Origin of the sequence: Methylobacterium organophilum (genome assembly GCF_022533465.1) — a bacterium.
In the GTDB taxonomy this organism is placed as follows: Bacteria; Pseudomonadota; Alphaproteobacteria; order Rhizobiales; family Beijerinckiaceae; genus Methylobacterium; species Methylobacterium organophilum.
The window spans coordinates 1-25197 of the sequence record NZ_CP092850.1; the positions used below are offsets into that span (position 1 = coordinate 1).

Consider the following 25197-nt stretch of genomic DNA (forward strand, 5'->3'; position numbering starts at 1 on the left):
ATCAGCCACCCGCAACGTTGACTTAGCCGTGCCGCCCGGTCGACATGGGCTGTCATGGCCGTGCTCGCCCAAGCGAGTCGTGAGCCAGCCATTCAGGAGAGCAATCGCCGCAGTAGGACCCTGAAAAGCCAAAGGCCCCACCCCGGCAAGGGTGAGGCCTTCGAAATCGAGATGGCCTGTGAGGCACAACAGCATCCCTCACAAGCCATAAAGCGCCCTCAGGCGTCAAGTCGGAACCCCGGTTCCGGCAACGATATCGGCTTGTCTTGAACGGAGCGCACAGCTTGCGCCGCCAAACGTCCCCCTGTGGCCCTATGGAAAAGGGCCAAGACACGTGTTTGCCGAAAAAATCCGCTGCGCGATCGAGGCGGCTGACCGAATCACCCTTCCGTCCGTGACGGCGCTGCTCTGGCGCGCTTACGGCGAAGGGCACGTCACGGAGACCGAGGCCGAGACCCTGTCCGGGCTGATCGAGGCGCGCACGGACGCGCCCGCGGCTCGTCGGCTACCGGCGGGTCTACGACCCAGCCCTGAGGCTGCAATCGCGCCCACGTTCCAGGACGGCGCAGGAGCACCCAGGAGGGCCGTCGGCTCACGCCCGCGCACGGAGGCCTCGCTGGAGCGCCGCCGCCGCTGGGCGGCTTCGGGAAGGCTGCCGCCGGGGTTAGCGGCCCAGTTCACCCTGGCCGAGCAGGCGGTGCTGGCCCTGGTGGCCACGGAAACCTCAAAACGAGGCGATTGCCGACTGGCCGTGGGGCAGCTCGCGGCGATCGCGGGCGTGGCCGAGACTACCGTCCGCAACGCCCTGCGCGAGGCCAAGAGACTCGGGCTCGTCACCGTCGAGGAGCGGCGGGTGACGGGCTTCAGGAACGACACCAACGTCGTGCGCATCGTCTCGCCCGAGTGGCAGGCGTGGATGCGGCTGGCGCGCAAGCCGGGCAGAGAACTCTCGGGTGCTGAGGATCACCGGGCCACGCTGAGCGATGGGGGAGGGTGCAAATCCGCGAAGCGCACGAGTACTGGAGTTCTCATCCTGTCAGAATCGGGGAAAACGGAACCGTCGAAGGGCTGTCGGGGGGCAGCGGTCGACCTCGACCGGAGCGGGCACACGCGAATCCGCGCGGGTCGTGGCACGGGCCGAGCCATGCGCTGAGGGTCTGAGCTCGTGCGGTCTAACGAACGCCGCCCTCTCCTCGGGAGACGGGCAGGGCTTCTTCGGCCTCAAGCCCATCAGGCCCCCACCGACCGAATGCCATCCCCGCCCAGACCCCTGTGCGGACGACCCGTCTCGCTCTACGGTCACGCTTCGATCCCGTATCCCGATCCCCATGCCGATCCGGCCCGAGCACCGCTTCTTCTACCCGATCGACTGGCCCCAGCTCTCGGCCGTAATCCGGTTCGGGCGCGCTCAGGGACGCTGCGAGGGCTGCGGGCGACCGCACGGGCGGACGGTAGTCCACCTCGGCGACGGGCGATGGTGGGATGCGGACGCGGCCTCCTGGCGCGACAGGCGCGGGCGGCGGGTGCGCGTCCAGCCCGGTGCTGTGGACGTCCTCAGGACCGTGCGCCGGACCCGGGTGGTTCTGGCCGCGGCCCATCGCGACCACGACACCGCCAACAACGCCGATGCCAATCTCGCCGCCTTCTGCCAGCGCTGCCATATCATCCACGATCGGCCCGAACACCGCCGACGCCGCTGGACGACCCTGTTTCGCCGCAAGGCGCTCGGCGACCTGTTCCGCGGACCCTACGCCTGAGCGCAGGCGGCCTGGATCAGTGCGGCACGGATCCGGATCGGTCGCGGACCACAGGAATGGAGCTCATCGCTCGATACCGACGTCGCGATCGCGCGGCGGCACCGAGCTGGGGCGGCCGAGGTGGCGGGCGAACCGCATGACCAGGGCGCGCGTCACCGGCGCCGACGCGCGGCTCAGGCGGCGCCCGCAGGCGTCGACCAAGCGCCAAGCGGGCACAATCAGGCAATCCACCCCGAGCCACGCCACGGCCTCGCGCAGAGCCCGGGCCGCGCGGATCGCTCGGCGCACGTCGACGCCCGGGCTGACCCGCTCTGTCAGTCCGAGCAGCCCGTCGCGCACGAACGCCACCCGGTCAGCGGTGTAGTCGACCACGTTGGCCTTCTCGCGGTAGGTCCGTGCCTCCCGGAACAGCCGTTCCAGCACCAGCGTGTCGGTCGCCGGCACGCGCGCATCCGCCTGCCGCTGCCGACACAGGGCGTCGAGCCGGTCGCGCTCGACCACCACCCGCGCATCGTGCCGGTGGCGGGTCAGCCCGACATACACCTCGCGCGCGTCCGTGCTGGCCCCGAGGTACACCACCGCCGCGCAACAGGTTCGGCCCTGCGCCGCGTAAGTTGTACCTGCGTAGGCGTGTACGATCTTGGGTTGTGATGATCGGCGGCCGAAGCGTGGCTCCCGCGTCAGCTGCTCCCAGGCCGTGTCGAGCGCGCGCCCGTCCTCCAGCCGCAGCCGTAGGCGCGGTCCCGCGTCCGGATCGGTGGTGATCGCCTCAACCCGGGCGCGGTTGCCGTTGCGCAGGCCCAAGTGCGGCAGGCTCTCGCCGAACCGCAGGACGTCGCCGATCGCGAGCGCCAGCGGTACGACCTCATCGGCGCGGTTGCGCGACGGCAGCGCGACTACGTCGGGTCCGAGCTGTCCTTCCGCCCGCAGCACGGCCCGCGCCCGCGCGTTCAGCGCCGCCGCATCGGCATTGCGCCGGGTCACAATCAGCGCGTCGCCTTTATGGACCACGCGCTGCTCGGACCAGAGCGCGATCACCCGGGCGTGAGCCGCCTCGGCTCCGGAGATCAGCTCGACCCGGTCGTTGGCGGCGTAGGCGCGCAGACCCGCCTCGGCATCGCCGCGCGCCATCACCACCGAGGCGGCACGCTGCCAATCCACCGTCTGCCGGCGGACGTGTTCGAGCACGGCCGAGCGTCCGACCACCTCGGCGACCGCCCGCAGCGCGCTGGCGCCCCCGACCGAGGCGAGCTGACGCCGGTCGCCGATCAGCACCACTTTGGCCCCGGCCGCCTGCGCCGCGCTCAGCACGGCTTCCAGGTCACGGGTTGATACCATCCCGGCCTCGTCGACCAGCACCAGGGTGTCGGCGCCGAATGCCGGCGAGGGATCGGGGTGAGGCGCGGGGTCCGGATCCGTCGCCCGAGTCCGATCGTGGCGCCAGCGCGCGATCGCCTGCGCCAGGATCCCGGTGGAGCGCGCGAGCTCGTCGGCGGCGACCCAGGATGGTGCCAAGCCGACGACGCGCAATCCAGAGTCGTGGGCCGCGGCCACCAGGGCTGCGGCCGTGGTCGTCTTACCTGTGCCCGCGCCGGCCTGGAGCAGAGACACCCCATCCGGACCGGCAGCATGGCGCACGGCCTCGCCCTGTTCGGGGCTGAGATGGCCCGCCCGCGCAAGGGCCGCTTCGACCGCCTCGGGGGTGATCCAGATCCGCTCCAGCGGGCGGTCGGCGGCGCGCAGCATCGCGGCCTCGCAGGCGGCGATGCCCGGGCTGGTCCAGCACGCGTGGGCGCCCGGCACCCTCTCGGCGGCGCTCAGTGGCAGCAGCGTGCCGTCCCGCTCCAGGCGGGCGAGCTCCGCCTCCACGGCATCGACCCCGAGTCCCTGCACGCCAGCGAGCTCCAGAGCGCGCTGGAGCAGGTCCTTGCGCGTCACCACACTCTCGTGCCGAAACAACGCCGAGGCGGCGCGCGTGACCGGGCTGTCGCCGGGGATCTCGGGCTGATCGAACGGGGGGTCGCGTTCCGTCTCACGCGCGGCGGCCATCGCGATGGCGGGGTCGCGCTCGGGATGGCGCGCGGCATCCCACGGATCGAGCGCGCAGACGGCGAGCTCCTCGCGCCAGCGCGCCTCCAGCTCGGCGCCGGTCGGCAGCTCGTGCTTGCCGCGGCGCGTGGCGAGCGCGGCGATCTCGCGCTGGGCGCTGGTGGCGCCGGCCCCGGCGTAGTTGAGGATCTGCTCCGAGCGTTTGGAGAAGGCCGCCAGCACCGCCTCGGGCGGGCCGGCGATCTCCCACTGCCCGCGCCCGGCCTCGCGGTAGCGCAGGCCGAAACGGCGATGCAGGTCCTCGGCCAAGGCAGCGCGATACGCGGCACCCACGCAAATCTGGTAAGCGTAGAGTTGTTCGACCTCGATGGTCAGATGTGTCTGTGATTTGTAACGTCCGGATCCAGATTTAGGCGGCGCACCGGCAGCGTTGATGAAGACACAGTGCGTATGGATATTTGGATCGCCTTCTCGGGTCGTGTAATGATCGAAGCGGCCGACGATGATGTCACTCGGCCGGTGCCGTTCGACGCCGCCCGCACCGGTTCGGACGGTGACCAGTCCCTCCGCCGCCACGAAGGCGAGCGCCCGCTCGACGGCGGCGCGGTGGGCGGCCTCGATCGCGGCGCGCTGCTCGGGCGTGCCGGCCATCCAGAGGACGGAGACGGATTTCCCGGGGGTCAGGGTGCAATCCTGTCCGGCCCAGTGGCCTGGACCGGCGCCGCGGACCAGCGGCTTGCCGGTTCCGGGATGGAACCCCGCGCACAGGTCGCGGAACGAGCTCGCGTCGATCGCCGCGCCGTGGCGCACGACGCTCTCACCGCTGCTCCACCACACCCCGCCGCCGTCCGCGAGGTAGTACTCGTCGCGCCGGTCCGGCCTGGCTTCGCGCTCGCTGTCATTGGTGTAGTATAGCCCGGCCTCGGCCCCGGCGCCGAGGCGGTGCAGCGAGGCGGTCATCAGGCCAGATCCGGGCCGCCAGTGCCCTTGCGATAGCGGCAGATCTGGGACAGGTCGATGCCGGTCGACGGGGCCCCGAGCTCACCGACGGCCTGTGCCATGTCGAGGATCGCGGCGTCGACCTGTTCCATGCGCTCGATCAGGACACGGTGGCGGATCGCCACCTCCAGGGCTTGAGCGACGCAGTCGGCCGCCAGGCTCTCGGAGGCCCAGCCGCGCTCGGCCGCGGCGGCGCTCAACCGGGCGGCGAGGGATGCCTCCAGCGTGATCGTGAGCTTGACCTGATCGGCCATCGGCGTACCTGCTGCGTGCGGATCCGGACGGCAGCCCTGGCACGGTCGCGACGGCCTGGCGAGGCTCGCATGGCCGCGCGGTTAACGCTTCACCACTTCAGTGCGTGTGGTGTGATACCCCTCCCCTTGCCGTACACGCTACCGTATCGCTGCCGTCCTCAGCCGTAGCCTGCCGTCCGCTGCCGGACCTTAACGTCGGCTTGCCGTCGCCCCCGGCATTCGCGCGATCGGCTGCACGCCCTGGCAAGCCCCGCCTTGCTAGGGCGTCGCCATGGCCCAGCGCCCCCGCCTCGACCTACGCCGCCTCGCCCGCGACGCCGCCGCCACCCCCGACAGCCGCCGCAAGGCCGGTGCGCCGGGTGGTCGGCCCGCCACGGGCTTGATGGACATCGTGCGCGACCACCTCGACGCTCTGGTCGCCCTCCAGGCCGGCGGCTTGACCTGGGACGCGGTCGCGGCCGGGCTCACGGCGCAGGGCTTCACCACCGCCGCCGGCGAGCCGATCACCGGGCGCAACCTCACCGGCGTCATCTCCAGCGTGCGCCGGCAGGCCGCCGCCCGCGCCTCCAGGACGGCGGCGCGGGCGGCTCGCCCCGACCGCGCGGATCCCGCACCGTCGCCCGCGGCCTCGACCGGTTCCAGGTCACGGCCGACACGGCTCGCCCCGGAGCTGCGCTCGGGCAGCGATACACCGGACCCCGCGCCTACAGACGCACCGCTCACCGAGGCGGAGATCCGCCAGATGCAGGCCGAGCGGCACGCCCACCTGTTCAAGAAGGACTGACCTCATGCCCCGCGTCCTCCTCGTCGCCCAGGAAACCGGCGGCGTCGGCAAGTCAACTGTGACCCGCGGCCTCGCCGAGGCGGTGCCGGATGCCCCGATCCTGGAGATCGAGTCGGTGCACCGTCTGACCGAGTTCAAGGCCGCGACGGCCGCGAATGAGCCGGGCAGCGTGCAGCACTTCCTCATGCGCGCCTCGCGCGAGGCGATCGACGCCAGCGGCGGCAAGGCGGCGCGTGCCGAGTTCGACGACGTGATCAACGCGCTCTTCGAGGTCGCGACCCCCACGCTGGTGGACATCGGCGCCAACACCTCGGCGTCTCTGCTGGGGGTCCTGACGCACGAGGCACCGGCGCTGCGCGAGGCCGGGATCGAGCTCGGGCTCGTGGTGGTGGTCGCCGCCGAGGCCGGCGCGCTCGCCGACGGCGGCGCGCTGCTGCACGCGGCCAAGGACTGGGCGGGCGCCCGCTTCGTCGTGGCCAACGCGGTGCGGGGCGCCGTCGATCCGGCCCTGCTCAAGCGGGTAGCCGGCGACGCGGTGGTCACGCACCTGCGCCAATTCGAGCTGGAGGACAGGACGCGCGAGGTGCTGGCGGCAGGTCAGCTGCGCGGCGTCAGTCGGCTCGACCGGGCGGGCTTGGTCAAGCAGACCTCGCAGGCGCAGGCCGGACGGATGCTGCGCGATCTGACCGCGTTCCGCCTCGCCGTGATGGAGGCGGTCAAGCCGGCAGCCCTCTGGCTGGTCGAAGAAGCGCCGGTTCCGGCTCGGGCCGGTACGCCGGCAGGGGGGAGCAAGCGTGCCCGCAACGCCTGAGGACGTGCACGCCCGCCTCACGCGGGCTGATCGCGCCGCGCGCGAGGCTGCGGCCGGGTTCGAGCGGGACAGCCGCGCCGCGCTCACCCGGCTGAAGACGCGCCCGATCCACGAGCGGTTTGCGGCGTTGGAAGAGGGCGCAGTACAGCTCCTGCCCGAACATCGGCGCGAGCTCCTGCTCTCCATCCGTGACCGGTCCGACGCTGTGGGGCCGGGCGCCCGGCCCGCTCCTGGCCACGCCAGCCGCATCGCGGTCTGGCGCGGGCGCCTGCCGTTCCGCGTACGCCGGCTCACCCGTGACGCCCTGCTCGCGCTCTGTCTCCTGCTCGCGCTGCTCCTAGCCTATCGCCGCACGCCGATCTCCTGGGTCGAGGTTCGGAGCGACCGGGATGTGGCCATCGCCTGGGTCATGCCGGACGGGCGACCCGCCGGGGATCGCCTCGTGGCGGGCCGCGCCTACGCGCTGATGCGGGACGCCGACGGCATGGCCGAGCTGCGCGACTGGCGCCCTGGTGAGGGCTATGCCGCGACGCGTGTGCCATCTGATTGGCTGCGGACCCGCTCCGGACCGGCCTCACGCTGAGGTCCGTATCCCTCGATCGGTTGCGGCTCACCTCGGGCATGTGGCGTTCCGGCGGTCCGGCGCCGCTGGGTGGATCCGCCCTGCCAACCGCGGCGGCCGCGTTTTCCACCCTCGACCGAGGCGCGTCCGGCTGGCGCTCGCGCCTGCGTGGCGGCGTCCCCGGCTCAGCGCGCCCGGCCGACCGGCGGCACGGCGGTGATCAGCTTGCGAAAGCGCGGGTCGGTGTGCGCGACCGTCTTCTTCAGGCGCAGCGGATGGCGGGTCTGGCCGCCGCTGTTGGGAAACACCAGGAGCTCGTCGCCCGGCATCGCGATCAGCGCCTCCTTGGTCATCAAGCGCGCGCCCTGCGAGGCCCGGGTCGTGGACGGGCTGCCCTTGGCGTCGCCGGTCGGGGCCGTCCGGGTCTCGACGAAGGCGGTGTAGTCGCCGATCGCCCGCGACCAGCGCTCGGTCTCGTCCGGATCGACGGCCGGGACGTCGAAGACGGTGACGACCTCGGCGGTGTTGAGCAGCACGTCAGCCCCGGCCTCGCCGTAGAGCCCGACGAGCTGGGCGCGATCCTGCCACATCGTCCACAGGCTGGCGCCGTAGCCCGGCAACTCGCCCGCCGCGGTCAGCAGCGCGTCGAACCGGCCGAGCACCGCGGCCTCGTCGACGAAGATCATCAACCGCTCGGCCGGGCGGTGGCGACGCACCGAAGCGAAAAGGTCGGACAGCAGCCAGCGCAGGAACGGGGCTAGCACCGCCTTGTACTCGGTCGGCACCGCCACGAACAGGTCGACGGCGCCGGTGGACAGCTCCGATAGCTGGAAGGTCGAGTCGCCGACGAGGTCGCGCAGGCGCCGGTCGGCCAGCCACTGGAACGCCTGTAGGGCGGTGGATTTGATCGGGTCCTTGGTCTTCGGATCGGCCTGCAGGATCTCCATGGCGGCGTAGGCCGCGGGCTCGGGCCAGTGGGTGACGTACTGTTGCAGGAGGCCATGGAAGCGGGCCTCGTCGGTGAGCAGATCCTGGACCTCCACGACCGTGCACGCCTCCGGCTGGCGCAGGGCGACCAACAGCGCGCCGGTGATCAGGTCGACGGCCCGATTGCGGAAGTAGGCGGAGGCCTCGCCGTCACCGGTGGCCTCGGGCAGAAGGGCCAGGGCGGTGCTCTGAAGGTAGAGGACGTCGTCCGGGTCGCGGCCCTGGAGCGGGTTCCAGTGGTCGGTGCCGCCGGCCAGACCCATGGGGTCGAGGCAGATGACGCGGCGCCCGAGCGCCCGGCGCCGTGCGGCGACGGAGCGGTAGACCTCCCCCTTGGGATCGAACACGACCGCGGGTCCGCCCCAGCCCTGAGGTTCGGGAAAGGCGAGATTGGGGATGAGCAAGCCCGACGTCTTGCCCTTGCGCGGCGGCGCGATGGTGACGAGCGTGCCTTGCACGGCGAGGCGCACGGCACGGCCGGTCTCCGGGTCGCGGCCGAGTTCGAGCCCGCCGCGCAGGCGGCCGCGCTCGGTCGCGGTGGCGAAGCGGGCCGAGCCGAACAGGTCGGAGGTGTCCCGCTTCTGTTCGGGCTTGGCGCGCCGTAGTAGCGCGGCGCCAAACAGGATCAGGAGGGGCGAGAAGGCGATGAGTGGGGCTAGCGACCAGCCGCCATTCGCGAATTCGGGCGCGCGACCGATCAGCATGAGGTACGGCATCGCGAGCGCGTCACCGGCATGCGGGGAGAATAGGGCCCCGAACCAGGCACCGGGGCGCGTCACCTCTGCGGGCCAATACGCTGGGTCGAGCCCGTTCTGGATCAAACCGGCGACTGGGTAGGCCAGGAGCACGGTCGCGAGGAAGGCTGAGAAGATCAGGCGCATTGCGGATCAGTCACGAGGAAAGTAGGCAGCATCGCTGCAAGCACAGCTTGCCCCTCTGTCTCACTTGAAGTTCGACGACGGCATGTCCTCGCGGACCAAAAAGCTTGGAAGAAATTATCTATAATCTAGAGAGGCTAATTTTTCGAGACTTATTTTTTCTTTCAGCCAGGCAGCATTGAGTTGTTCTAGCCACATGGGACGATGACGAGTCCTGAGATCATCAAATCTTAGATGCATCGATGCGACCTCCGGATCGTTCAGAAAGGCCGCCTCGCACAGTGCGGCAAGACCATCAGCATCGAGGGCGTCGAACGCGTGGAGCACACGTGTGGCCAACTTGCGCTGCTCGGTGAGATCCGTCTCGGATCCTCCCAACTGCGCGAGGCGGACCTGACGACCCGCGTAGCGTGACACCGCCTCGTTGATACATGTCGTGACTGCGATGCTGGCGAAAGAATTCGGATTGTAGGCCAACATCTGAACCTGATGCCACGTGGGCAGCAGCACGATCCCGTCTCTTGCAAAGGCCTCCAGTTGCTCAGGTTGCGGCACCGCAAGCCGGTTGTTCTCGAACCAGCGCGTGTCGGGCTGGTGAACCTGGAGTACGGTGTAGGTCGTCGAGCCCATCCGCCGGGCGAAAGCGTTTGCCGCAGCGACCCACTGAGGATGGCGTGCGTCGTCGATGAGGATGATGTCGCGCCCGGTCCTCGCCGGCATTGTCTGTTCAGGCATGACCCTGCACCTGCGGCTTGAGCACGACTACGCCCCGCGTCCGAAAGAGCATTTCGTCGGCCTCTGTCCAGATGGCCCCAAAGCCGCTCAGATCCTGGCCGGGACGTGCCGACACCACGTTATAGTTCGGGCGCACAAGACCAAGCTCGGACGCCCAGCGGGCCTCGGCCTGCCGCACGTCGGGGTGAATCTCTGTATTGACGATAAGCAAGTCCTTGAAAAGCGCTCTCAGCAGCGCGTCCTTGTCCATGGGAGACATAACGATCCTTGCACCCGATCTATATGAACGATGACAGTCGCAATAGAAGGATCGTGTTTCTGAAGCGGCTGGTAAATCGGTAAAATTGATACGATTTGCTCAGTTCACATAAGCTTCGAAGAGATATAAGTATTAACCAAGGTATCCTCTTCAGATGCGCGTCGCCCATCGCCTCACATATTGCTCAGGATGTAGAAAACCTGCCGCCTGCGAGGTTGACGGCATTTGAGAGCGCATCAAGGTAGTGGGAGGCCCTCGGGCGGTCCTCTGGTGTTATCTTGATCGTTATTTGGCATTGATCCTCGGCGTCTCTGTCGCTCTGTATCGAGGGAAACCGGTGATGTGTGAACCCAATGCCGGGCGCCGTGCCGCGTCCACTTAGGTCGCCACGACAGCAGGCATCGTAGATTGGCGCTCCAGGGTCCGGTAGACGGTCGGCCGTGAGACTGAAAACAGCTCGGCCAAGTCGCTGATCGCGTAGTCGCCTGTGTCGTACATCCGGCGCAGCTCCTTCTGCTGGCGATCCGAGAGCTTAGGCTTCTTGCCCCGCAGCTTCCCCTTGGCGCGTGCCATCGCCATGCCCTCGCGCGTGCGCAGCCGGATCAGGTCCGCCTCGAACTCGGCAAACGTCGCCAGGATGTTGAAGAACAGCTTGCCCATCGGGTCGGACGGGTCGTGCACGCTGGCGCCGAGCTGGAGCCTCACACCCCGTTCCGCGAGCGCGTCGCCAATCGCGCGCGCGTCCGGCACCGATCGGGCCAGCCGGTCGAGCTTGGGTACTACTAGGGTATCGCCACTCCGGACCGCGGCCAGCGCTTGGTCGAGGCCCGGGCGTGCCCGGTTCGTCCCCGTGAAGCCCTTGTCAGTGTAGATGCGGTCAGTCGCCACCCCGAGCTGGAACAGCGCGTGGCGCTGGGCAGCGAGGTCCTGCTTGTCGGTCGAGCAGCGGGCATAGCCGATCAGCACATGCGTCATGAGCGGGACTGTAACGTACAGGGTCCCCTCACCGCAATTTTTATCGTACCAACCTATTGAGACAGCGTCCGCGCAGACGGATTGATCCTTTGCGAGCGGATCTTCCGAGCGTCCGTTGACCGATCGGTTAGCGGACAGGCAGCGGGCACGACGCTGATCACGACCGAGCTTGGGCACTGGCCTCGGCAGCCCGAAGCCGCATCGATCTGATCTCGACCGCAGGCGTCGGCGTAGCAGGACCGCGCGAGAGTCTCGCAGGTCGCCAGGAACCGACCGACGGGCTCTGAGACGATCAGGTCGGCGGCCGACGCGGTCTTGAGGCCGGCCATTCCAACGAGAAGGCCGAGTGCCGTCGCGCAGACCATTCTCGCAACCCTCGCGGCTCGCCGATGATCGTCGGCGGAGGTGGGCGTAAAGTCCCGGCAGGCGAGACCGACCTGATCCAGCGCTTCAGAGAGCCTGCCGGACTGGTCGTACAGTAGTCCCTCGCCATCATGGGAGGGACCGATCCGATCGATGCGAGGTCGTCGATGCCGCATGTGCTCTGTGCCCTTGTATTCACTGGATCGGGTCGTTCCGAGAACAGCGGACGGGTTCGACGAACCAACACTGCCATCGCCTCGGGTTACGGAGAGATGCTGGATCACAGGAACTTCAGCGGATCCTTCTCCGGGGGCGGCGGCGCCACGTCGGCGCGGTTCCACCAGCCGCCGCCCAGCGCCACGAACAGCGCCGCGGTGTCGGCGTACTGGGTCGCGCGAGCACCCGCCGCGGTGACCAGCGCCGACAGGTAACCCTGCTGGGCGATCAGCACTTGCGTCGAGGTCACCGAGCCGGCCGTGAACTGCTTGCGGACCAGCTCCAGGCTCTGGTTCGTCGCATTGACCGCTGCGTCGGCGGCGGCCACCGCCCTGGCGTCGGCCTGCAGCGCTCGCAGCGCGTCGGCGACGTTCTGGAAGGCGGTGATCACCGTGGCGCGGTACTGCGCCTGCGCCTGGGTCAAGCCTTCCTCGGCGGCCCGCTGGCGTCGGAACAGGGTGCCGGCATCGAAGATCGGTGCCGTCGCCTGGCCGACGATCGTGAAGAACGAGGCGGCCGGGTTGGTAATCTGGGTTATTTGCGTCGCGCTCGATCCGCCCGTGGCCGTCAGCGTGAACTGGGGCAGGCGGTTGGCGACCGCGACGCCGACGCTGGCGCTCGCCTGCTGCACCATGGCTTCCGCCGCCTTGACGTCGGGGCGCTGCTGCACGAGCCGCGAGGGCAGGCTCACCGGAAGCCGGGTCGGCAGCCTCAATGCCGAGAGACGGAAGGTCTCCGGGACCTCGTCGGAGGGCAGACGCCCGGCGAGTGCGGTGAGCAGGTTGCGCTGCTGCGCGAGCGCCTTCTCCAGCGGTGGCAGCAGCTGCTGCGACAGGGCGAGCGCCGCCTGCTGCTGCACCACGTCGGCCCCGGCGATCTGCCCGAGCGACAGCTGCTTGTTGTACAGCTGCAGCACCTCGATCTGCGCCTGGATCACTTTCTGCGTCGCATCGATCTGCGCGCGCAGGGATGCCTCCTGGATGGCGGCGGCGACGACGTTGGCGGTCAGACTTAGATAGGCCGCCTCCAGCTGAAAGCGCTGGTTCTCGGTGGCGGCCTCCAGCGACTCGATCTGCCGCCGGTTCCCGCCGAACACGTCTGGATTGTACGAGACCACCGCCTGCGGGGTAAACAGGCTGTAGAGGTACTGGGTCTGGTTCTGCAGCGGCGATTGCAGGTCGAGGCCCGGGGCCTGGATGCCTTCGGCCTGAGGCGTCGCGGTCAGGCTCGGATAGAGCGTGCCCTTCTGGGCGAGCGCGTTCTGCTGCGCTACCCGCAGGGAGGCCTGCGCGGCCTCCAGCGTCGGGTTGTTGGCCAGCGCCTGCTCGACGAGGCGGTTGAGTGCCTTGGAATGGAACAGCGTCCACCACTGGCCGGGGATGTCGGCGCCCGAGGCGAAGCTCTGGTCGGCCGAGCCGCCTTGCCGGGTGCGAATCTTGTCGGCGGCCGACGGGTTCTTCAGCGGCTCCCTGGTGTAGCGGCTGACCGGCGGATCCTCCGGCGGCATGAAGTTCGGCCCCACCGCGCAGGCGGCGACGCTCCAAGCCAGCAGTATGACGCCGCCATACCGAGAGAGACGACCGAGGGCCATCGTCAGCGGGATTACCCATCCTTCCGACACGCGGACGAACATCCCGTCCCGCACCGGATATCGCGCGGCATGATGATCGAGATCGGGACGCATCGAGGCACTTCTGCAGGCGTGGTCCGTCGAGCGACGGCAAGCATCTGAGCTTGACCGTTCTCTATGGCGATTGCGGGACGTTTAAGGGGCGGACACGGCCTGTACTTTGGGTCGAACCTGCGTGCTCCTGGCCGGTCGCCGCCGCGAGAACAGCGAGATCAGGATCGGCATAACGACCAGGATCAGGGCCGGCGCCAGGAGGATGCCGCCAACCACAACCAGCGCCAGCGGCTTCTGGACCTGCGAGCCGATGCCGGTCGACAAGGCGGCCGGCAGCAGGCCGACGCAGGCCGCGACGCAGGTCATCATCACCGGGCGCATCCGCACCGTCGCGGCCTGGAACACCGCGTTGCGGCGCTGCCAGCCGTCTTCGACGAGCTGGTTGTAGTAGGCGAGCAGGATCACGCCCTCCATGGTCGAGATGCCGAACAGCGCGATGAAGCCGATCGCCGCCGAGACCGAGAACGGCGTCCCCGTCAGCACGAGGGCGAAGATGCCGCCGATCATCGCCATCGGGATCACCGACAGCGTCAGCAGCATGTCGGTGGCCGATGAGAAGTTGATGTAAAGGAGCAGGGCGATCAGCGCGAGCGTGATCGGGACGACGACCTTCAGTCGGGCGATCGCGTCCTGCAGGTTCCCGAACTCGCCGACCCATTCGAGGTGAGAGCCCGGCGGCAACTGGACCTGCTGGGCGACCCGGTTCTGCGCCTCGATCACGGCGCCGCCGAGGTCGCGTCCCCGCACCGAGAACTTGACCGGGATGTAGCGCTGCTGACCCTCGCGATAGATGAACGAGGCGCCCGAGACGAGCTCGACCGTGGCGATCTCAGAAAGCGGCACGGGAATCACGCCGCCGCTCGGATTCTGGGCGCCCACCGTGATGTTGCGGATCGTGGCGAGGTCGCGGCGGTACGCCGAGGCCAGGCGCACGCGCATCGCGAAGTGCCGATCCGAGCCATACTCGTACACGTCACCCGCGGTCTGACCGCCGATCGCGGCCTGAACCGTGGTGTTCACATCCCCGGGCGCCAGCCCGTACCGGGCCGCCTTCTCGCGATCGACGGTGATGCGGACCGTCGGCTGACCCAGTGAGGTGAAGATCGCCAAGTCGGTGATGCCCTTCACCTCGGCCAGGGCCGCCTTGATCTGCTCGGCCGCCTGCGAGATCGCGCTGAGATCGTTGCCGTACACCTTGACGGAGTTCTCGCCCTTCACGCCGGAAGCCGCTTCCTCGACATTGTCCTGGATGTACTGGGAGAAGTTGAACTCGACGCCGGGGAAGTGCTCCTCCAGCGTCTTTGACATATCCTCGACGAGCCGCTCCTTGGTCAGCCCCGATGGCCAAGTCTCCTCGTCGGTCAGCGGTGCGAAGATCTCGACGTTGAAGAAGCCGGTCGCGTCCGTGCCGTCGTCGGGCCGGCCATGCTGCGTGATCGTGGTCTCCACCTCCGGATACGCCTTGAGCACGGCGCGTATCCGGTTGACGTAGGTGTTCGCGGCCTCGAGCGAGATCGAGGGTGGCATCGTCCCGCGGATCCAGAGATTGCCCTCCTCGAGCTTGGGCAGGAACTCCAGGCCGAGCGAGCGGACCATCGTGCCGGCGACGAGCAGGACGACGAGCATGGCGCCGAGCGTCAGGATCTTGTTGCCCAAGGCGAAGCGCAGGAAGCGCGTGTGCCCGAAGTGCAGGAGGCGCACGATGAGCGTGTCGCGCTCCTCCATCTCGTTCGGCAGGATCAGGGCCGACAGGGCCGGCGAGACCGTGAAGGTCGCGAGCAGGCCGCCGATCAGCGCGTACGCGTAGGTCTTGGCCATCGGCCCGAAGATGTGCCCTTCAACGCCGCTCAGCGTGAACAGTGGCAGGAAGCCGACGATGATGATCGTCGCCGAGAAGAAAATCGCCCGGTTCACCTCGGACGCGGCGAAACTGATGGTGCCGAGCTTGCCCGTCAGGGCCGACCCCTCATCGCCAGCGTCATCGGCGTGCGTGATCGGACCGCCGGGATGCTCCGACAAGTGTCGGAAGACGTTCTCGACCATGATCACGGTCGCATCGACGATCAGGCCGAAGTCGATGGCACCGAGCGACAGCAGGTTGGCCGACTCGCCGCGGATCACCAAGATCGCCACCGCGAAGGCGAGGGCGAACGGGATCGTCGCCGCCACGATGATGGCGCTTCGCAGCGAGCCCAGGAACAGCCACTGAACCACGAACACGAGCGCCACGCCGAAGACGAGGTTGTGCATCACCGTGTGCGTGGTTTTGCCGATCAGCCCCGACCGGTCGTAGAGCGGCACGATGCGCACGTCGGGCGGGAGAATGCCGCTCGCGTTGATCTTCTCGATCTCGGCTTCCACGCGCTGGATCGTCGGCAGGCTCGGGCTGCCGCGGCGCAGCAGCACGATGCCGAGCACGATGTCGTCCTGATCGTCGTGGCCGACGATGCCGAGCCGGGGTGCGTTCGAGACCCGCACCTCGGCGACGTCGCGCACGAGCACGGGCGTTCCGTTCACCTGCGTGAGCATGGTGTTGCGGATGTCGTCCGGATCGCGGATCAAACCGATGCCGCGCACCACGGCCGCTTGCTCGCCGATGTTCAGCGTCTGACCGCCGACGTTGATGCTGGAGTTGTTCAGGGACGTGACGAGTTGCACCAAGGTCAGGCCCTGCCCTTGAAGCCGGGCGAGGTCGACGGCGATCTCATATTCCTTGGTCTTGCCGCCGAAGCCGGTGACGTCGATGACCCCGGGGATCGCCTTGAACCGCCGCTGCAGGATCCAGTCCTGGAGCGTCTTGAGGTCGGTGGGCGAGAACCCCTTCGGTCCGACCAGCTGATAGCGCATGATCTCGCCGATCGGGCTCACCGGCGAGATTGAGGGCTGGGCGCCGTTCGGCAGGGGGCTGAGCTGCGACAAGCGGTTGAGGACCCGCTGCTCGGCCTCCTCATAGGTGAAATTGTAGTTGAACTGGACCTTCACGTCGGAGAGGCCAAACAGCGAGATCGTCCGCACGACGGTGGCATTCGGGATGCCGGCGAGCTGCACCTCCAGCGGGATGGTGATGTAGCGCTCGATCTCCTCGGCCGATTGGCCGGGGTTCTGGGTAATCACGTCCACGAGCGGCGGCACGGGGTCGGGATAAGCCTCGATGTTCAGTTGGGCATAGCTGGCCGCGCCGACTACCAGCGTCGCGAGAAACAGCAGGAGGACGAGGACGCGCTGGCGCAGGACGAAGGTGATGACGCCGGTCATGACAACTTCCCGCGGTCGGTTGCGGTGCAAGCCGAAGCTCGTCGATCGGTGATCATGAAGCCTTCTCTCCGCTCGCGGCCCGATCGATGAAGAGGGCGCCGCGCGAGACGATCCGTTCGCCGGTCTGCAAGCCCTCGGTGACCTGCAGAAGATCACCGTCACGCAGCCCGAGCTTGATCTCGCGGGCCTCGACCGCGCCGTCCGGGCGCAGCACCCAGACATGCGCGCGGTCCCCCTCCTGAACGACCGCGCTCTCTGGGACCGCCGGGCCGCTCACGGCGTCGCCGGTGATGATCGCGAACCGCGCGAACATCTCAGGCTTGAGTTCTTGATCGGGGTTCTCGACCTCGCACCGGACCGCGAGCCGGCGCGTCGCCGGATCGAGGCTCGCGGCCATGTAGGTGACACGCGCGCGGAAGGTGCGGTCGCCGAAGCCGTTGACGGTCGCCACGGCCGGCTGACCGAGCCGGATGCGGGGGATGTCGCTCTCGCGCACGTTGGCGATCAGCCACACGGTCGCGAGATCGCCGATGGTGAAGACCGGATCGCTGCCGGTGCCGAGGTACTGGCCGAGGCCGACCTTGCGCTGCACGACTGTCCCGGCGATCGGCGCTCGGATCACCGTCTCCGGACTCATGCTGCTGTTCTTCTGGAACGCGGCGATCTCCGCGTCGGTCTTGCCCAGGATCCGCAGGCGGTTCTTGACCGCCTCCAGGGCCGCCTCCGCGGTCTGTTTGTCGCTCTGGGCCGAGATGACGTCGTTCTCGGCGCTCTGATAATCCTTGAGCGCGGCGGCTTTGGCCTGGAATAGCACCTGCTGGCGCGCGGCGATGATCTGGTTGAGCTTGAGCTGCTCCTGGGCTTTGTTGAGGGCGTTGATCGCGCTCTGGAAATCGTTCTGCGCCTGGACCATGTCGGTCACCTCGACGGTGAACAGGGGCTGGCCCGCCCTCACGTCGTCACCTGCCTTGGCGGTGATCTTGGTGACACGCCCAGCATAGGGAGAGTAGACCGGCACGTTGTCGTCATCGTTGAGCGCGATGCGCCCTTCGGCCAGTCCTTGCGGTCGGAACTCGGTCGCCTGAACGCTCGTGATCCCGAACGACGCGAGCTGCATCGGCGTCGGCCGAAAGCTGCGCTCGACCGCGATTGTCGTCGCCGGTTCGGAAGCATCGGCTCTGTCCGCGCGGCGGCCGGACAGGCCGGTGACGAGTGCTGCCGTCCTGCCAGCGACGTCGCGTGCGGCGTCGGGCCAGATGGCAACCGCCGCGACGGTGCCGATCAGAAGCATAGACGCGGCGGCGATCTTCAGCGTCGGCGAGCCGAATGGCCTCAGCGGTGTCCCGGCTTCAGCATCGAGAAGATCAGGCCGGAGCTGATTACGCACATCCATGCCGCGACCTTTCTAAACGACTGCCGCGCATACTTTTGCAGCTCGATGCATACAGAACTAAACATTGCGAACAGGAAGCATCAGCGTGTATCGCGCTGGCTTGTCGCGGGCACCGACGCCCGAGCGGCCGGCTCACACAGGCGCAGCTTCGCGGTAGAGCGTTGCTCCTCCTTCGGCAACTGTCAGTTCTGACAGGCGCACACCCTCGGAAGTTGAGCTTAGCAACCTAGTGTTAGGGTTTTTATATCGGACCGTGGCAAGTGTATGATGATTTTTACAAGCGGTGGGCGGCGTGCGCGGGTCGTCTAACTGTCAGGTTTGACAGGTTGCAGGTCGGCGCGATCCTCGCTCTACTACCCTAAGTTCCGGCGAGAATGTCGCAGCTCAGGTTCTGTGAAAGATTGGTAGCGGCGATCCGTCCCGAGCTTTCAATCGGTGTTGGGTTACGTCGGTAAGGAGGGTAAAGCGTTGGCGAGCGCGCACCATACGGGAACCCGAGCGTTACCCAAGCGCGCCGCTAGCCCTGTCGGTCTCATGCGCGCGCGCCCTCTGCTCATCGAGCCGAGTCGCGCGGCGCGACGAGCGCTCTTCCAAATTACCACGTTGCCGATGCTTAGTCTCAAGCCGAGGCTCGCCCTCGCGCTCCTCCTCGTGGTCGGCGTGTTCACGGCTGATCTCTTCGAGCCCGCCGACAACGTCTCGATCTGCTTCGCCTACACGCTGCCGATCCTCCTCGGCGTCTACATGGGTCCCGGCAGCACGTTCCGTCTCGCCGCCCTCGCCACCGCCGCCTCGTTGGTCGGCTCGTTCATTCGACCGCCGGAGGGCGGGATCGTCCTCAGCTTCGTCGTCAACCGCGTGATCGCGGTCGCCGCGCAGTGGCTCGTCGCCTTCCTGGTCGAGCAACGACGGCGCAACCACGCCCTGGTCGACGCACGTCTGACCGAAGAACGGCTGGTGGCCGAGACCGGACGGCGGTTCGTGCAGATCCTGACTCACGAGATCGCGACGGCGCTGACTGCGATCGACGGTCAAGGCTATCGCCTCGGCAAGCTGGCGCAGACGATCGAGCCGATGGACATCATCGCTCGCAGCGAGAAGATCCGACACGCCGCGACGCGCCTCAAGGGTCTGGTCGAGCGCGTCCGCCTCGCTGCCGAAGTCGGCCGTGGAGAGATCTTGCTGAACCGCGAGGCGATCGAGGCAGTCCCTTTCCTCGAGGCGCTCGTGGCCGAATATGAGGCCGCGCATGTTCACATCGCCGTGTGCGTGGCCGAGCCAACCCTGCACGGCGACCGCGTCCTGATCCATCAGGCGGTGTCGAACCTCGTTTCGAACGCGATCAAGTACTCGCCGCAGCCTTGCGCGATCAGCATCCACGCCGGCCGCTCGGCCCTACTCGACGGAAGCGAGATCACGGTGGCCGACCACGGCGTCGGGATCGCCCTGGAGGAACTCGATCGGGTCTTCGAGCCTTACTATCGCGCCGCCAACAGCGGCGGTGTTCCTGGCCTCGGCATCGGCCTGCATCTCGTGCGCCATTTCGTCGAGGCGCATGGCGGCCAGGTTCGCATCGAGAGCCAGGTCGACCGGGGCACGACGGTACACCTGCATCTGCCCGGAGCGAAGCCGTGACGCGGCGCATCCTGTGCATCGAGGACGATCCCGACATCGCCGAACTCACCAACGAGGTGCTCGCAGAGGCGGGCTTCCGTGTCGATCTTGCGATCACCGGCATGCAAGGTTTGGCGCGGTTGGGCGAGGCGCACGACGCGATCCTCTGCGACATCGACCTTCCGGGCCTGAGCGGGCTCGAACTGCTGCGCGCATTGCGCAAGACCGGCTCGCGGACCCCGTTCGTGCTGCTGACGGCTTTCGCCGGCCGGGAGAACCAGATCGAGGCGCGCCAGCTGGGCTGCGACGACTTCGTCGCCAAGCCCATCGACTTCGAGCTGCTGCTGGCCGTCCTGCACAACGTCCTGCAGCGGACAGCGCCGGCCGTGGGGGACACCGAGCGCCCGACGCTGACCGAACGCGAACGGGAGGTCCTCGCCCGGGTGGTGGAAGGCAAATCCTCTGTCGCCATCGCCGCCCTCCTCGGTATCAGCGAGCGGACGGTGAACTTCCACGTAGACCGCGTGATGCGCAAGCTGAACGTGACGACGCGCACGCAGGCCGCGATTACTTGCGTACGCCTCGGGCTGATGTCTGCCTGAACGCGCGGATCCCACGGATCGGTTAGATCGAGATATACATGATAGAAATAATGATTCAGAGTATGTGAGGCATATACATCTGGACTGGTTGTGAATTTCAAAAATAGAAACTAAAAATCGATGTGTAGACGACTACTGAAAAAATTGGCTGGGCCGCGATCCTTATTGTAACCAGGATTGTCGATGAACTGATAGTCGAACGACACTGTCACCGTGTTTGTCAAACCCAGCGCATAGTAGGTCTCGATGCCGCGCTCTGGCCCGTAACGCAACTGCCCGTCACCGATCACGAGGCCGAGGCCGCCTGCGGCAAAGTAGTCCCGATGCGCGCGCGACAGGCCGTTGATCATCGCGCCGATGCCAATCGTGTCGCTCGGTCGCTCCCACAGGGAGCCCTTGAACGAGAACCCACCGGAGGCGCTCCGATCGACATCGGTGAAGGAGAGGTTCTCATTGCGGCCATCGGCGGCGCTGACCCGGGCGAACAGGCCGATCTCCGGCGTGAGCGCCTGTTCGAGATTGATGTAGGCGCCCCGTTTGTTGCGGGTTCTCCGGCTGAGGTTCACGGCCGTGTTGACGTCGGGGATGTCGATCGAGTCCGCGAGCGCGACCACCTGCCGGTAGTTGGCGGTACGTCCCTCGTGCGAGAACGCGCCGATCCTCAGCCTTCCCGGCTGGTCGAGGATCGGGAGCACGTGGCGTTCCTCGAACTCGACCACGGCCCCGCCCCGGCGCGGGAAGCGCGGATCGAGCGGATCCGTACTCGGGAGCTTGGGGACCTGGGTATAGGCTGCGCGCAGCGCGAACTCGCGACGGTTGTACTCGACCACGATGCCCTGGGTGTAGCCGGGCAGGTTGGCCGGGAAATCGTAGGCCGCCGACTCCCAGAGCGACCAGTTCATGAAGTCGACGCGCGGATCGTGGGCATAAATGTTGCCGTCGAAGAAGTCGCCCAGCGCGAATTTGCCCGCCGCGACGGTGATCCGCTCGATATCCCGTGTGATCGCGACTTGGTTCGGCCCGTCCGGCACGGTCTCGGTCTCGCCGCCGAGCCCGAAGGTCTGACGCACGAAGTAGCGCTGCGAGCGCAGCTTCGGAGAGGACGAGCCGGCCTTCTGCGCCTCGCCGTTGGGAAAGCCGGCCACGCCGAGCGTGCGGCTCAGACCGAAGCCTTGGTCGAACTCAGGATTGTAATACAGCTCGGTGTTGTCGGTCAGCTTGAACCCGAGGAAGGCGGTGGCGGTGAGCGTGCCGCGCGCCTGATGCGGCACGAGGCTGTTGTCGCCGCGGTAAGGCGAATGGAAGCCCGTCACCCCCTGGTCGATGAACGTCGTCTGGCCGTGCAGCGAGAAGCGGCCGGTGTCGCCGTTGTCCGGATCGTGGGGGGCGAGCTCGTCGGGTTCGGGGGGCAGGCGCAGTCCTCCGGGAACCCAGAGGAGCCGCGCCATCACTTGGTTTGAGGTGAACGAGGCCTGGGTCGAGAACGCCCCGCCGTCCGGACCCGCAACGCTGCCGAGACCGAAGCGAGCGCTCCTGCCGTAATCGGCATAGCGATAGTCGATGCCCAGGGCGAGGTTCTCAGCGATTGCGAACTGCACGCCGGCCCCGAGTGTGAAGCCGAGATAGGAGTGGTCACGCCTTGCGATCCCGGCGAAGCCGGTATCCAGGTCGGGAAACGTGGAGCGGAAGCGTGTCTCGGCGCCCGCGAGGCCGAAGGTGGCGTAGACGAGGTTGCGTTCGAACGCGTAGCCGATACGGGCGCGGGCAGCGCCGAACAGATCTGCCTGAGCGCGGATGAGACTGAAGGAGGCGTCGCCGTTCTCGAAGCCGAACCCCGGCACGGTCGACGACACGGGCCGCTTCAGGTTTGCGCCGTAGAGGTCCGCCTCCAGGCCGTAGACGTACGGACCGGTCTGCCAGTTGTAGCCGCTGACGACACCGCCCAGCACCGTCGTGGCATTGCGTCCCTGATCGCTGCGGCCAGTGCTATCCCCGCTTCGAAACGCCGGCACGGAGCGACGCTCGACCGAGCCCGCGTCGAAGTTGAAGCTGCCGTAGGCGTCTCCGGCGCTGCCCTCGACGCCCAGATACCCGCCGGACCAGTCTGCGACGGTCGGGCGATCCGACGATGAACCTCTCCATTCGGCGGCCCGCGCTTGGTCCAAGCATAGGATCGCGACGGCGCCACCCAGAAGCGATAAAAGCTTCTCGATCGGCGATAAGATCTGAATTTGCAGATATCTCATGGCATAGCCTCAATTTTTACTGTATGAATTTCATCTTTTTGTGCATCTACGATAAAACGAATGTTTGATGAGATCTCGGATCCATTCGGGAGCTTGGATCACGCGATATGTTCATGACGGAGCATGGCAAAACCCACGTCGCCCAGACCGGCAACGGCGAGGCGGATCAGCAGAGCCGTCCCGAAACGGCGTGAGCGCATGATCCGCGGCAGGATCGAGAGGACGTGCAGTGCGTGTTCGAGGATATGCACCAGCACCGGAAGCTCGGCTGGCCCCGCGGTCGAGCCTCGCTCCGTCCCCGGCCCTGCGCGGGGTGGCCGCGCGAGCGGCCGGTGGTCGAGCGCGACCTGCAAGCCCATTCGGCTCAGCTGATGCGCGACCTGCGTCCCGATCAGGGCGCCGCGCCGCCCGATCAGGCCGGCGCGGTAGGCCCGCATCGTCAGCCCGAACGCCGATCGACCGAGGCCTGAGAGCAGCCTCGCGAGGTTGGGATGCCGAACCACGATGATCTCCCTGTGTCGGTCGATGTTCAGATGTGCAGCACGATAGCGCGCTGGCTTCGAAGCCCGTTCGAGCGATCTCGACCCGGCGGCCCGTCCGCACGGTCGAGGATCGTCTGGGCCGGCACGTCGCGCTCGGGCACCTCGTAGACGGCGAGCCGTGCCCGAAGGGCGCATCGCACGAGATCCAGCGTGTGCGGGCCGCCGGGGAAGGCCGCCACTAGATCGGGTCGGGCGTCCTTCAGCATGAATCGGTTGCGCACCGCCTCCGCCGTCTTACCGTAGCGAACCCAGTTCGGCGGGTAGCGCACCACGTGCACACCGGCCCGCCGCGCCCAGTCCTCGGCCGCCGCGCAGACGCCGCCCAGACCGCCGTGGATCAGGACCATGACTCGGCAGCGGCGGTGCAGCTTCGCCAACTCGAAGCTCACGAGATCCCGGTATTCCAGATGACCGCTGCCCCCAATGACAAGCCGCATGGTCGTCTCCCGCTCAAGCTGCCGGCCGGAGGCTCGACGCCTCCTGAACCGGATCCTCGCCGTCGCCGCCCGGACCGCCGGCCGAGATGGTCTCGTCCTCGCCGCCGAGCACCGCCTCGTGCCGCCGTTCGAGCAGGGGCGCGCACAGCGCGGCGACGTGCGAGTGCACCCGGCGCAGATCGCGCAGCGTCCGCAGGAACAGCGCATTCGCCTCCGCCATCGCGGCCGGATCGGCGTCGTGCGGCGCATCGCGCAGGCGCGCGACGTGCCGGTCGATGGCCGCGCGCTCCAGCGCGCGCAGGAGACCCTTGCGCCGGGCCACCGACCGCGCGGCGTCGAGGTCGTCGCGTAGGAACGCAGCGAGCGCGAGCTGCAGGCTGGTGAGCGCCTCGGCGTGGAGCCGTTCGATGTCGGCGAGTTCCTCGACGGAGAACGGCTCGCCGGTCCGTTTCAGCCGCCGGCTGGCGAACGCGACCAGGTTATGGGCTATGATGTCACCGACGTGCTCGAGGTTGAGCACGAAGGTCAGGATCTCCTGGGCTCGCGCCTGCGCATCCGCCGAGACGGTGCCGACCTCCTCGCCGCCGAGGTCGGCCAGGTAACGCCGGATCGCGAGCCCGATCCGGTCGATGGCCGCGTCCCGCCGCCCGGCTGCACCGGCCAAGGTCCGATCTCCGGTGCGGAACGCCTGAAGGGCATCGCGCAGGGCTGCGCCGGCCAGATCCGCCATGTGCAGGGCTTCAAGGGCGGCGTTGGCGAGGGCCAGGCTCGGGGTCGCCAGGGCGGTGAGGTCGAGGTGGTGCGGGAGTTCCGCGATCGGCGCGTCTTGCCGTGCGCTCTCAGGCATGATCGGCGCGGGCAAGAGACGCGTGGTGAGGCGGCCAAGCGCGGCCGTCCAGGGTAGGACGAGGATGGCGAGCGCGAGGTTGAGCGCGAGGTGGAACGCCATGGCTCCGCGCGCGGGGTCAGCGACGCCGAACTCGGCGAGACCTGCGGTGATCGGGTCGAGGAGCGGCAGCGCGGCGGCGCAGCCGGCCGCTCGCACGAGCAGGTTGCCCAGGGGAAGCCGGCGCGCTGCCGGCGCACCGGCTGCTTCAAGATAGGGCGGCAGTGCCGCGCCGAGGTTGGCGCCGAGCACGAGGGCGAGGGCACCCTCAAGGGTGATCACGCCTGCACCCCCGAGCGAGACGATGAACAGGATCGCCGCCACGCTGGAATGAGCCGCCCAGGCGAGCATCGCCGCCGCCAGGACGGCCAGGACCGGCTCGGCCGCAAGCGCCCCCACGAGGCTGCGTAGGATCGGCGTGGCCTCGACGGCGGTGAGGCACTGTCCGAGCAACGCGAGCGCCGTCAGCATCAAGCCGAGGCCGATCAGTGCCCGGCCGAGATTGCGCGGTTTGGACCGATCCGCGCGCGCGCGGAACAACAGGAACCCGAACAGGATCAGGATGGGGGCGGCCGCGGCCACGTCGAAGGACAGCACCTGCACGATCAACGCCGTACCGACGTTGGCGCCGAGCATGAGGGCGAGGCCGGCCGAGAGGTCGAGGGTGCCGCTCGCGGCGAAGGCGGTCGCCATGAGCGCGGTGGCGGTGCTGCTCTGGAGCACCGCCGTGACGAGCAGACCCGCGAAACAGGCGCGTGCTCGGCCCTTGAGCCCGCGCCCGATCAGGTCGCGCAGCTCCGGCCCGAAGCCGCGGGCGAGGCCGGTCGTGACCATGTGCGTGCCCCACAGGAGCAGCGCGACGGCGCCCGCAATGTGCAAGAGGGTGAGCGTGCCGGTCATGGCGCCCGT

General features: G+C 68.0%; 20 protein-coding genes. 7 read left to right on the forward strand and 13 right to left on the reverse strand.

Features of this window, described 5'->3' with window-relative positions:
• Positions 1 to 334 precede the first annotated feature (334 nt).
• Positions 335 to 1153 (forward strand): GntR family transcriptional regulator, encoded by an 819-nt coding sequence (locus MMB17_RS25050; RefSeq protein WP_053622403.1) that lies wholly within the window; start codon positions 335 to 337, stop codon positions 1151 to 1153.
• A 175-nt stretch (positions 1154 to 1328) separates the two neighbouring features.
• Complete coding sequence (locus MMB17_RS25055; RefSeq protein WP_053608552.1) at positions 1329 to 1757, forward strand: hypothetical protein; 429 nt, start codon at positions 1329 to 1331, stop codon at positions 1755 to 1757.
• Positions 1758 to 1820: 63 nt separating this feature from the next.
• Here MMB17_RS25055 and mobF read toward each other — a convergent pair whose 3' ends face one another.
• Entirely contained in the window at positions 1821 to 4766 is a 2946-nt protein-coding gene (gene mobF, locus MMB17_RS25060) for a MobF family relaxase (protein WP_043388356.1), read from the reverse strand.
• Positions 4766 to 5059 (reverse strand): hypothetical protein, encoded by a 294-nt coding sequence (locus MMB17_RS25065; RefSeq protein ID WP_043388352.1) that lies wholly within the window; start codon positions 5057 to 5059, stop codon positions 4766 to 4768. The genes mobF and MMB17_RS25065 overlap by 1 nt, the downstream gene beginning before the upstream one ends.
• Positions 5060 to 5330: 271 nt before the next feature.
• On the opposite strand from MMB17_RS25065, the gene MMB17_RS25070 reads away from it, so the two are divergent.
• The 3 genes from MMB17_RS25070 to MMB17_RS25080 are packed head-to-tail and all read left to right on the forward strand — an operon-like array spanning position 5331 to position 7237.
• A complete protein-coding gene (locus MMB17_RS25070; RefSeq protein ID WP_043388350.1) occupies positions 5331 to 5843 on the forward strand; it encodes a hypothetical protein in 513 nt (170 codons plus the stop codon).
• Between the two features lie 4 nt (positions 5844 to 5847).
• Positions 5848 to 6654, forward strand: coding sequence for a P-loop NTPase family protein (locus tag MMB17_RS25075; protein WP_043388347.1), 807 nt, complete (start codon positions 5848 to 5850; stop codon positions 6652 to 6654).
• Positions 6638 to 7237, forward strand: coding sequence for a hypothetical protein (locus MMB17_RS25080; protein WP_043388345.1), 600 nt, complete (start codon positions 6638 to 6640; stop codon positions 7235 to 7237). The genes MMB17_RS25075 and MMB17_RS25080 overlap by 17 nt, the downstream gene beginning before the upstream one ends.
• A 164-nt stretch (positions 7238 to 7401) precedes the next feature.
• Here MMB17_RS25080 and MMB17_RS25085 read toward each other — a convergent pair whose 3' ends face one another.
• From MMB17_RS25085 to MMB17_RS25115, 7 genes are all read right to left on the reverse strand, one after another.
• Positions 7402 to 9084 (reverse strand): type IV secretory system conjugative DNA transfer family protein, encoded by a 1683-nt coding sequence (locus MMB17_RS25085; protein WP_059409751.1) that lies wholly within the window; start codon positions 9082 to 9084, stop codon positions 7402 to 7404.
• A 114-nt stretch (positions 9085 to 9198) separates the two neighbouring features.
• Positions 9199 to 9816 (reverse strand): hypothetical protein, encoded by a 618-nt coding sequence (locus MMB17_RS25090; protein WP_133250946.1) that lies wholly within the window; start codon positions 9814 to 9816, stop codon positions 9199 to 9201.
• Positions 9809 to 10066, reverse strand: a complete 258-nt coding sequence (locus MMB17_RS25095) for a hypothetical protein (protein ID WP_043388532.1) — start codon at positions 10064 to 10066, stop codon at positions 9809 to 9811. Before MMB17_RS25095 ends, MMB17_RS25090 begins: the two co-directional genes overlap by 8 nt.
• A 387-nt stretch (positions 10067 to 10453) precedes the next feature.
• Positions 10454 to 11050: a recombinase family protein gene (locus MMB17_RS25100; protein WP_059409752.1), complete on the reverse strand. Its 597-nt coding sequence runs from the start codon at positions 11048 to 11050 to the stop codon at positions 10454 to 10456.
• Positions 11051 to 11693: 643 nt separating this feature from the next.
• Complete coding sequence (locus tag MMB17_RS25105; protein ID WP_053608464.1) at positions 11694 to 13220, reverse strand: efflux transporter outer membrane subunit; 1527 nt, start codon at positions 13218 to 13220, stop codon at positions 11694 to 11696.
• A 174-nt stretch (positions 13221 to 13394) separates the two neighbouring features.
• A complete protein-coding gene (locus tag MMB17_RS25110) occupies positions 13395 to 16568 on the reverse strand; it encodes an efflux RND transporter permease subunit (RefSeq protein ID WP_053608460.1) in 3174 nt (1057 codons plus the stop codon).
• A gap of 52 nt (positions 16569 to 16620) precedes the next feature.
• Complete coding sequence (locus tag MMB17_RS25115) at positions 16621 to 17961, reverse strand: efflux RND transporter periplasmic adaptor subunit (protein ID WP_053608461.1); 1341 nt, start codon at positions 17959 to 17961, stop codon at positions 16621 to 16623.
• 534 nt (positions 17962 to 18495) lie between these two features.
• On the opposite strand from MMB17_RS25115, the gene MMB17_RS25120 reads away from it, so the two are divergent.
• Positions 18496 to 19596: a sensor histidine kinase gene (locus tag MMB17_RS25120; RefSeq protein ID WP_078946964.1), complete on the forward strand. Its 1101-nt coding sequence runs from the start codon at positions 18496 to 18498 to the stop codon at positions 19594 to 19596.
• A complete protein-coding gene (locus tag MMB17_RS25125; protein WP_053608462.1) occupies positions 19593 to 20177 on the forward strand; it encodes a response regulator transcription factor in 585 nt (194 codons plus the stop codon). The genes MMB17_RS25120 and MMB17_RS25125 overlap by 4 nt, the downstream gene beginning before the upstream one ends.
• A 110-nt stretch (positions 20178 to 20287) precedes the next feature.
• Here the strand turns inward: MMB17_RS25125 and MMB17_RS25130 are convergent, their stop codons facing one another.
• The 4 genes from MMB17_RS25130 to MMB17_RS25145 form a co-directional block, all read right to left on the reverse strand.
• The gene (locus MMB17_RS25130) at positions 20288 to 22423 is read right to left on the reverse strand and encodes a carbohydrate porin (protein WP_051976342.1); all 2136 of its coding nucleotides are present in this window, start codon (positions 22421 to 22423) and stop codon (positions 20288 to 20290) included.
• Between the two features lie 98 nt (positions 22424 to 22521).
• Positions 22522 to 22926, reverse strand: coding sequence for a hypothetical protein (locus MMB17_RS25135; protein ID WP_091995204.1), 405 nt, complete (start codon positions 22924 to 22926; stop codon positions 22522 to 22524).
• 26 nt (positions 22927 to 22952) lie between these two features.
• Positions 22953 to 23402 carry an SLOG family protein gene (locus tag MMB17_RS25140; protein WP_081948878.1) on the reverse strand — a complete coding sequence of 150 codons (450 nt, stop codon included), beginning with the start codon at positions 23400 to 23402 and terminating at the stop codon, positions 22953 to 22955.
• 13 nt (positions 23403 to 23415) lie between these two features.
• Complete coding sequence (locus MMB17_RS25145) at positions 23416 to 25188, reverse strand: Na/Pi cotransporter family protein (RefSeq protein WP_043388296.1); 1773 nt, start codon at positions 25186 to 25188, stop codon at positions 23416 to 23418.
• Positions 25189 to 25197 lie beyond the last annotated feature (9 nt).

Excerpts from the sequence above, each read along its gene's own strand:
- MMB17_RS25105 (WP_053608464.1), bottom strand. The coding sequence starts at position 13,220 with ATGGCCCTCGGTCGTCTCTCTCGGTATGGCGGCGTCATACTGCTGGCT.
- MMB17_RS25065 (WP_043388352.1), bottom strand. The coding sequence starts at position 5,059 with ATGGCCGATCAGGTCAAGCTCACGATCACGCTGGAGGCATCCCTCGCC.
- mobF (WP_043388356.1), bottom strand. The coding sequence starts at position 4,766 with ATGACCGCCTCGCTGCACCGCCTCGGCGCCGGGGCCGAGGCCGGGCTA.
- MMB17_RS25085 (WP_059409751.1), bottom strand. The coding sequence starts at position 9,084 with ATGCGCCTGATCTTCTCAGCCTTCCTCGCGACCGTGCTCCTGGCCTAC.
- MMB17_RS25110 (WP_053608460.1), bottom strand. The coding sequence starts at position 16,568 with ATGACCGGCGTCATCACCTTCGTCCTGCGCCAGCGCGTCCTCGTCCTC.
- MMB17_RS25120 (WP_078946964.1), top strand. The coding sequence starts at position 18,496 with ATGCGCGCGCGCCCTCTGCTCATCGAGCCGAGTCGCGCGGCGCGACGA.
- MMB17_RS25100 (WP_059409752.1), bottom strand. The coding sequence starts at position 11,050 with ATGACGCATGTGCTGATCGGCTATGCCCGCTGCTCGACCGACAAGCAG.
- MMB17_RS25070 (WP_043388350.1), top strand. The coding sequence starts at position 5,331 with ATGGCCCAGCGCCCCCGCCTCGACCTACGCCGCCTCGCCCGCGACGCC.
- MMB17_RS25055 (WP_053608552.1), top strand. The coding sequence starts at position 1,329 with ATGCCGATCCGGCCCGAGCACCGCTTCTTCTACCCGATCGACTGGCCC.
- MMB17_RS25130 (WP_051976342.1), bottom strand. The coding sequence starts at position 22,423 with ATGAGATATCTGCAAATTCAGATCTTATCGCCGATCGAGAAGCTTTTA.
- MMB17_RS25095 (WP_043388532.1), bottom strand. The coding sequence starts at position 10,066 with ATGGACAAGGACGCGCTGCTGAGAGCGCTTTTCAAGGACTTGCTTATC.
- MMB17_RS25075 (WP_043388347.1), top strand. The coding sequence starts at position 5,848 with ATGCCCCGCGTCCTCCTCGTCGCCCAGGAAACCGGCGGCGTCGGCAAG.
- MMB17_RS25140 (WP_081948878.1), bottom strand. The coding sequence starts at position 23,402 with ATGCGGCTTGTCATTGGGGGCAGCGGTCATCTGGAATACCGGGATCTC.
- MMB17_RS25145 (WP_043388296.1), bottom strand. The coding sequence starts at position 25,188 with ATGACCGGCACGCTCACCCTCTTGCACATTGCGGGCGCCGTCGCGCTG.
- MMB17_RS25115 (WP_053608461.1), bottom strand. The coding sequence starts at position 17,961 with ATGGATGTGCGTAATCAGCTCCGGCCTGATCTTCTCGATGCTGAAGCC.
- MMB17_RS25090 (WP_133250946.1), bottom strand. The coding sequence starts at position 9,816 with ATGCCTGAACAGACAATGCCGGCGAGGACCGGGCGCGACATCATCCTC.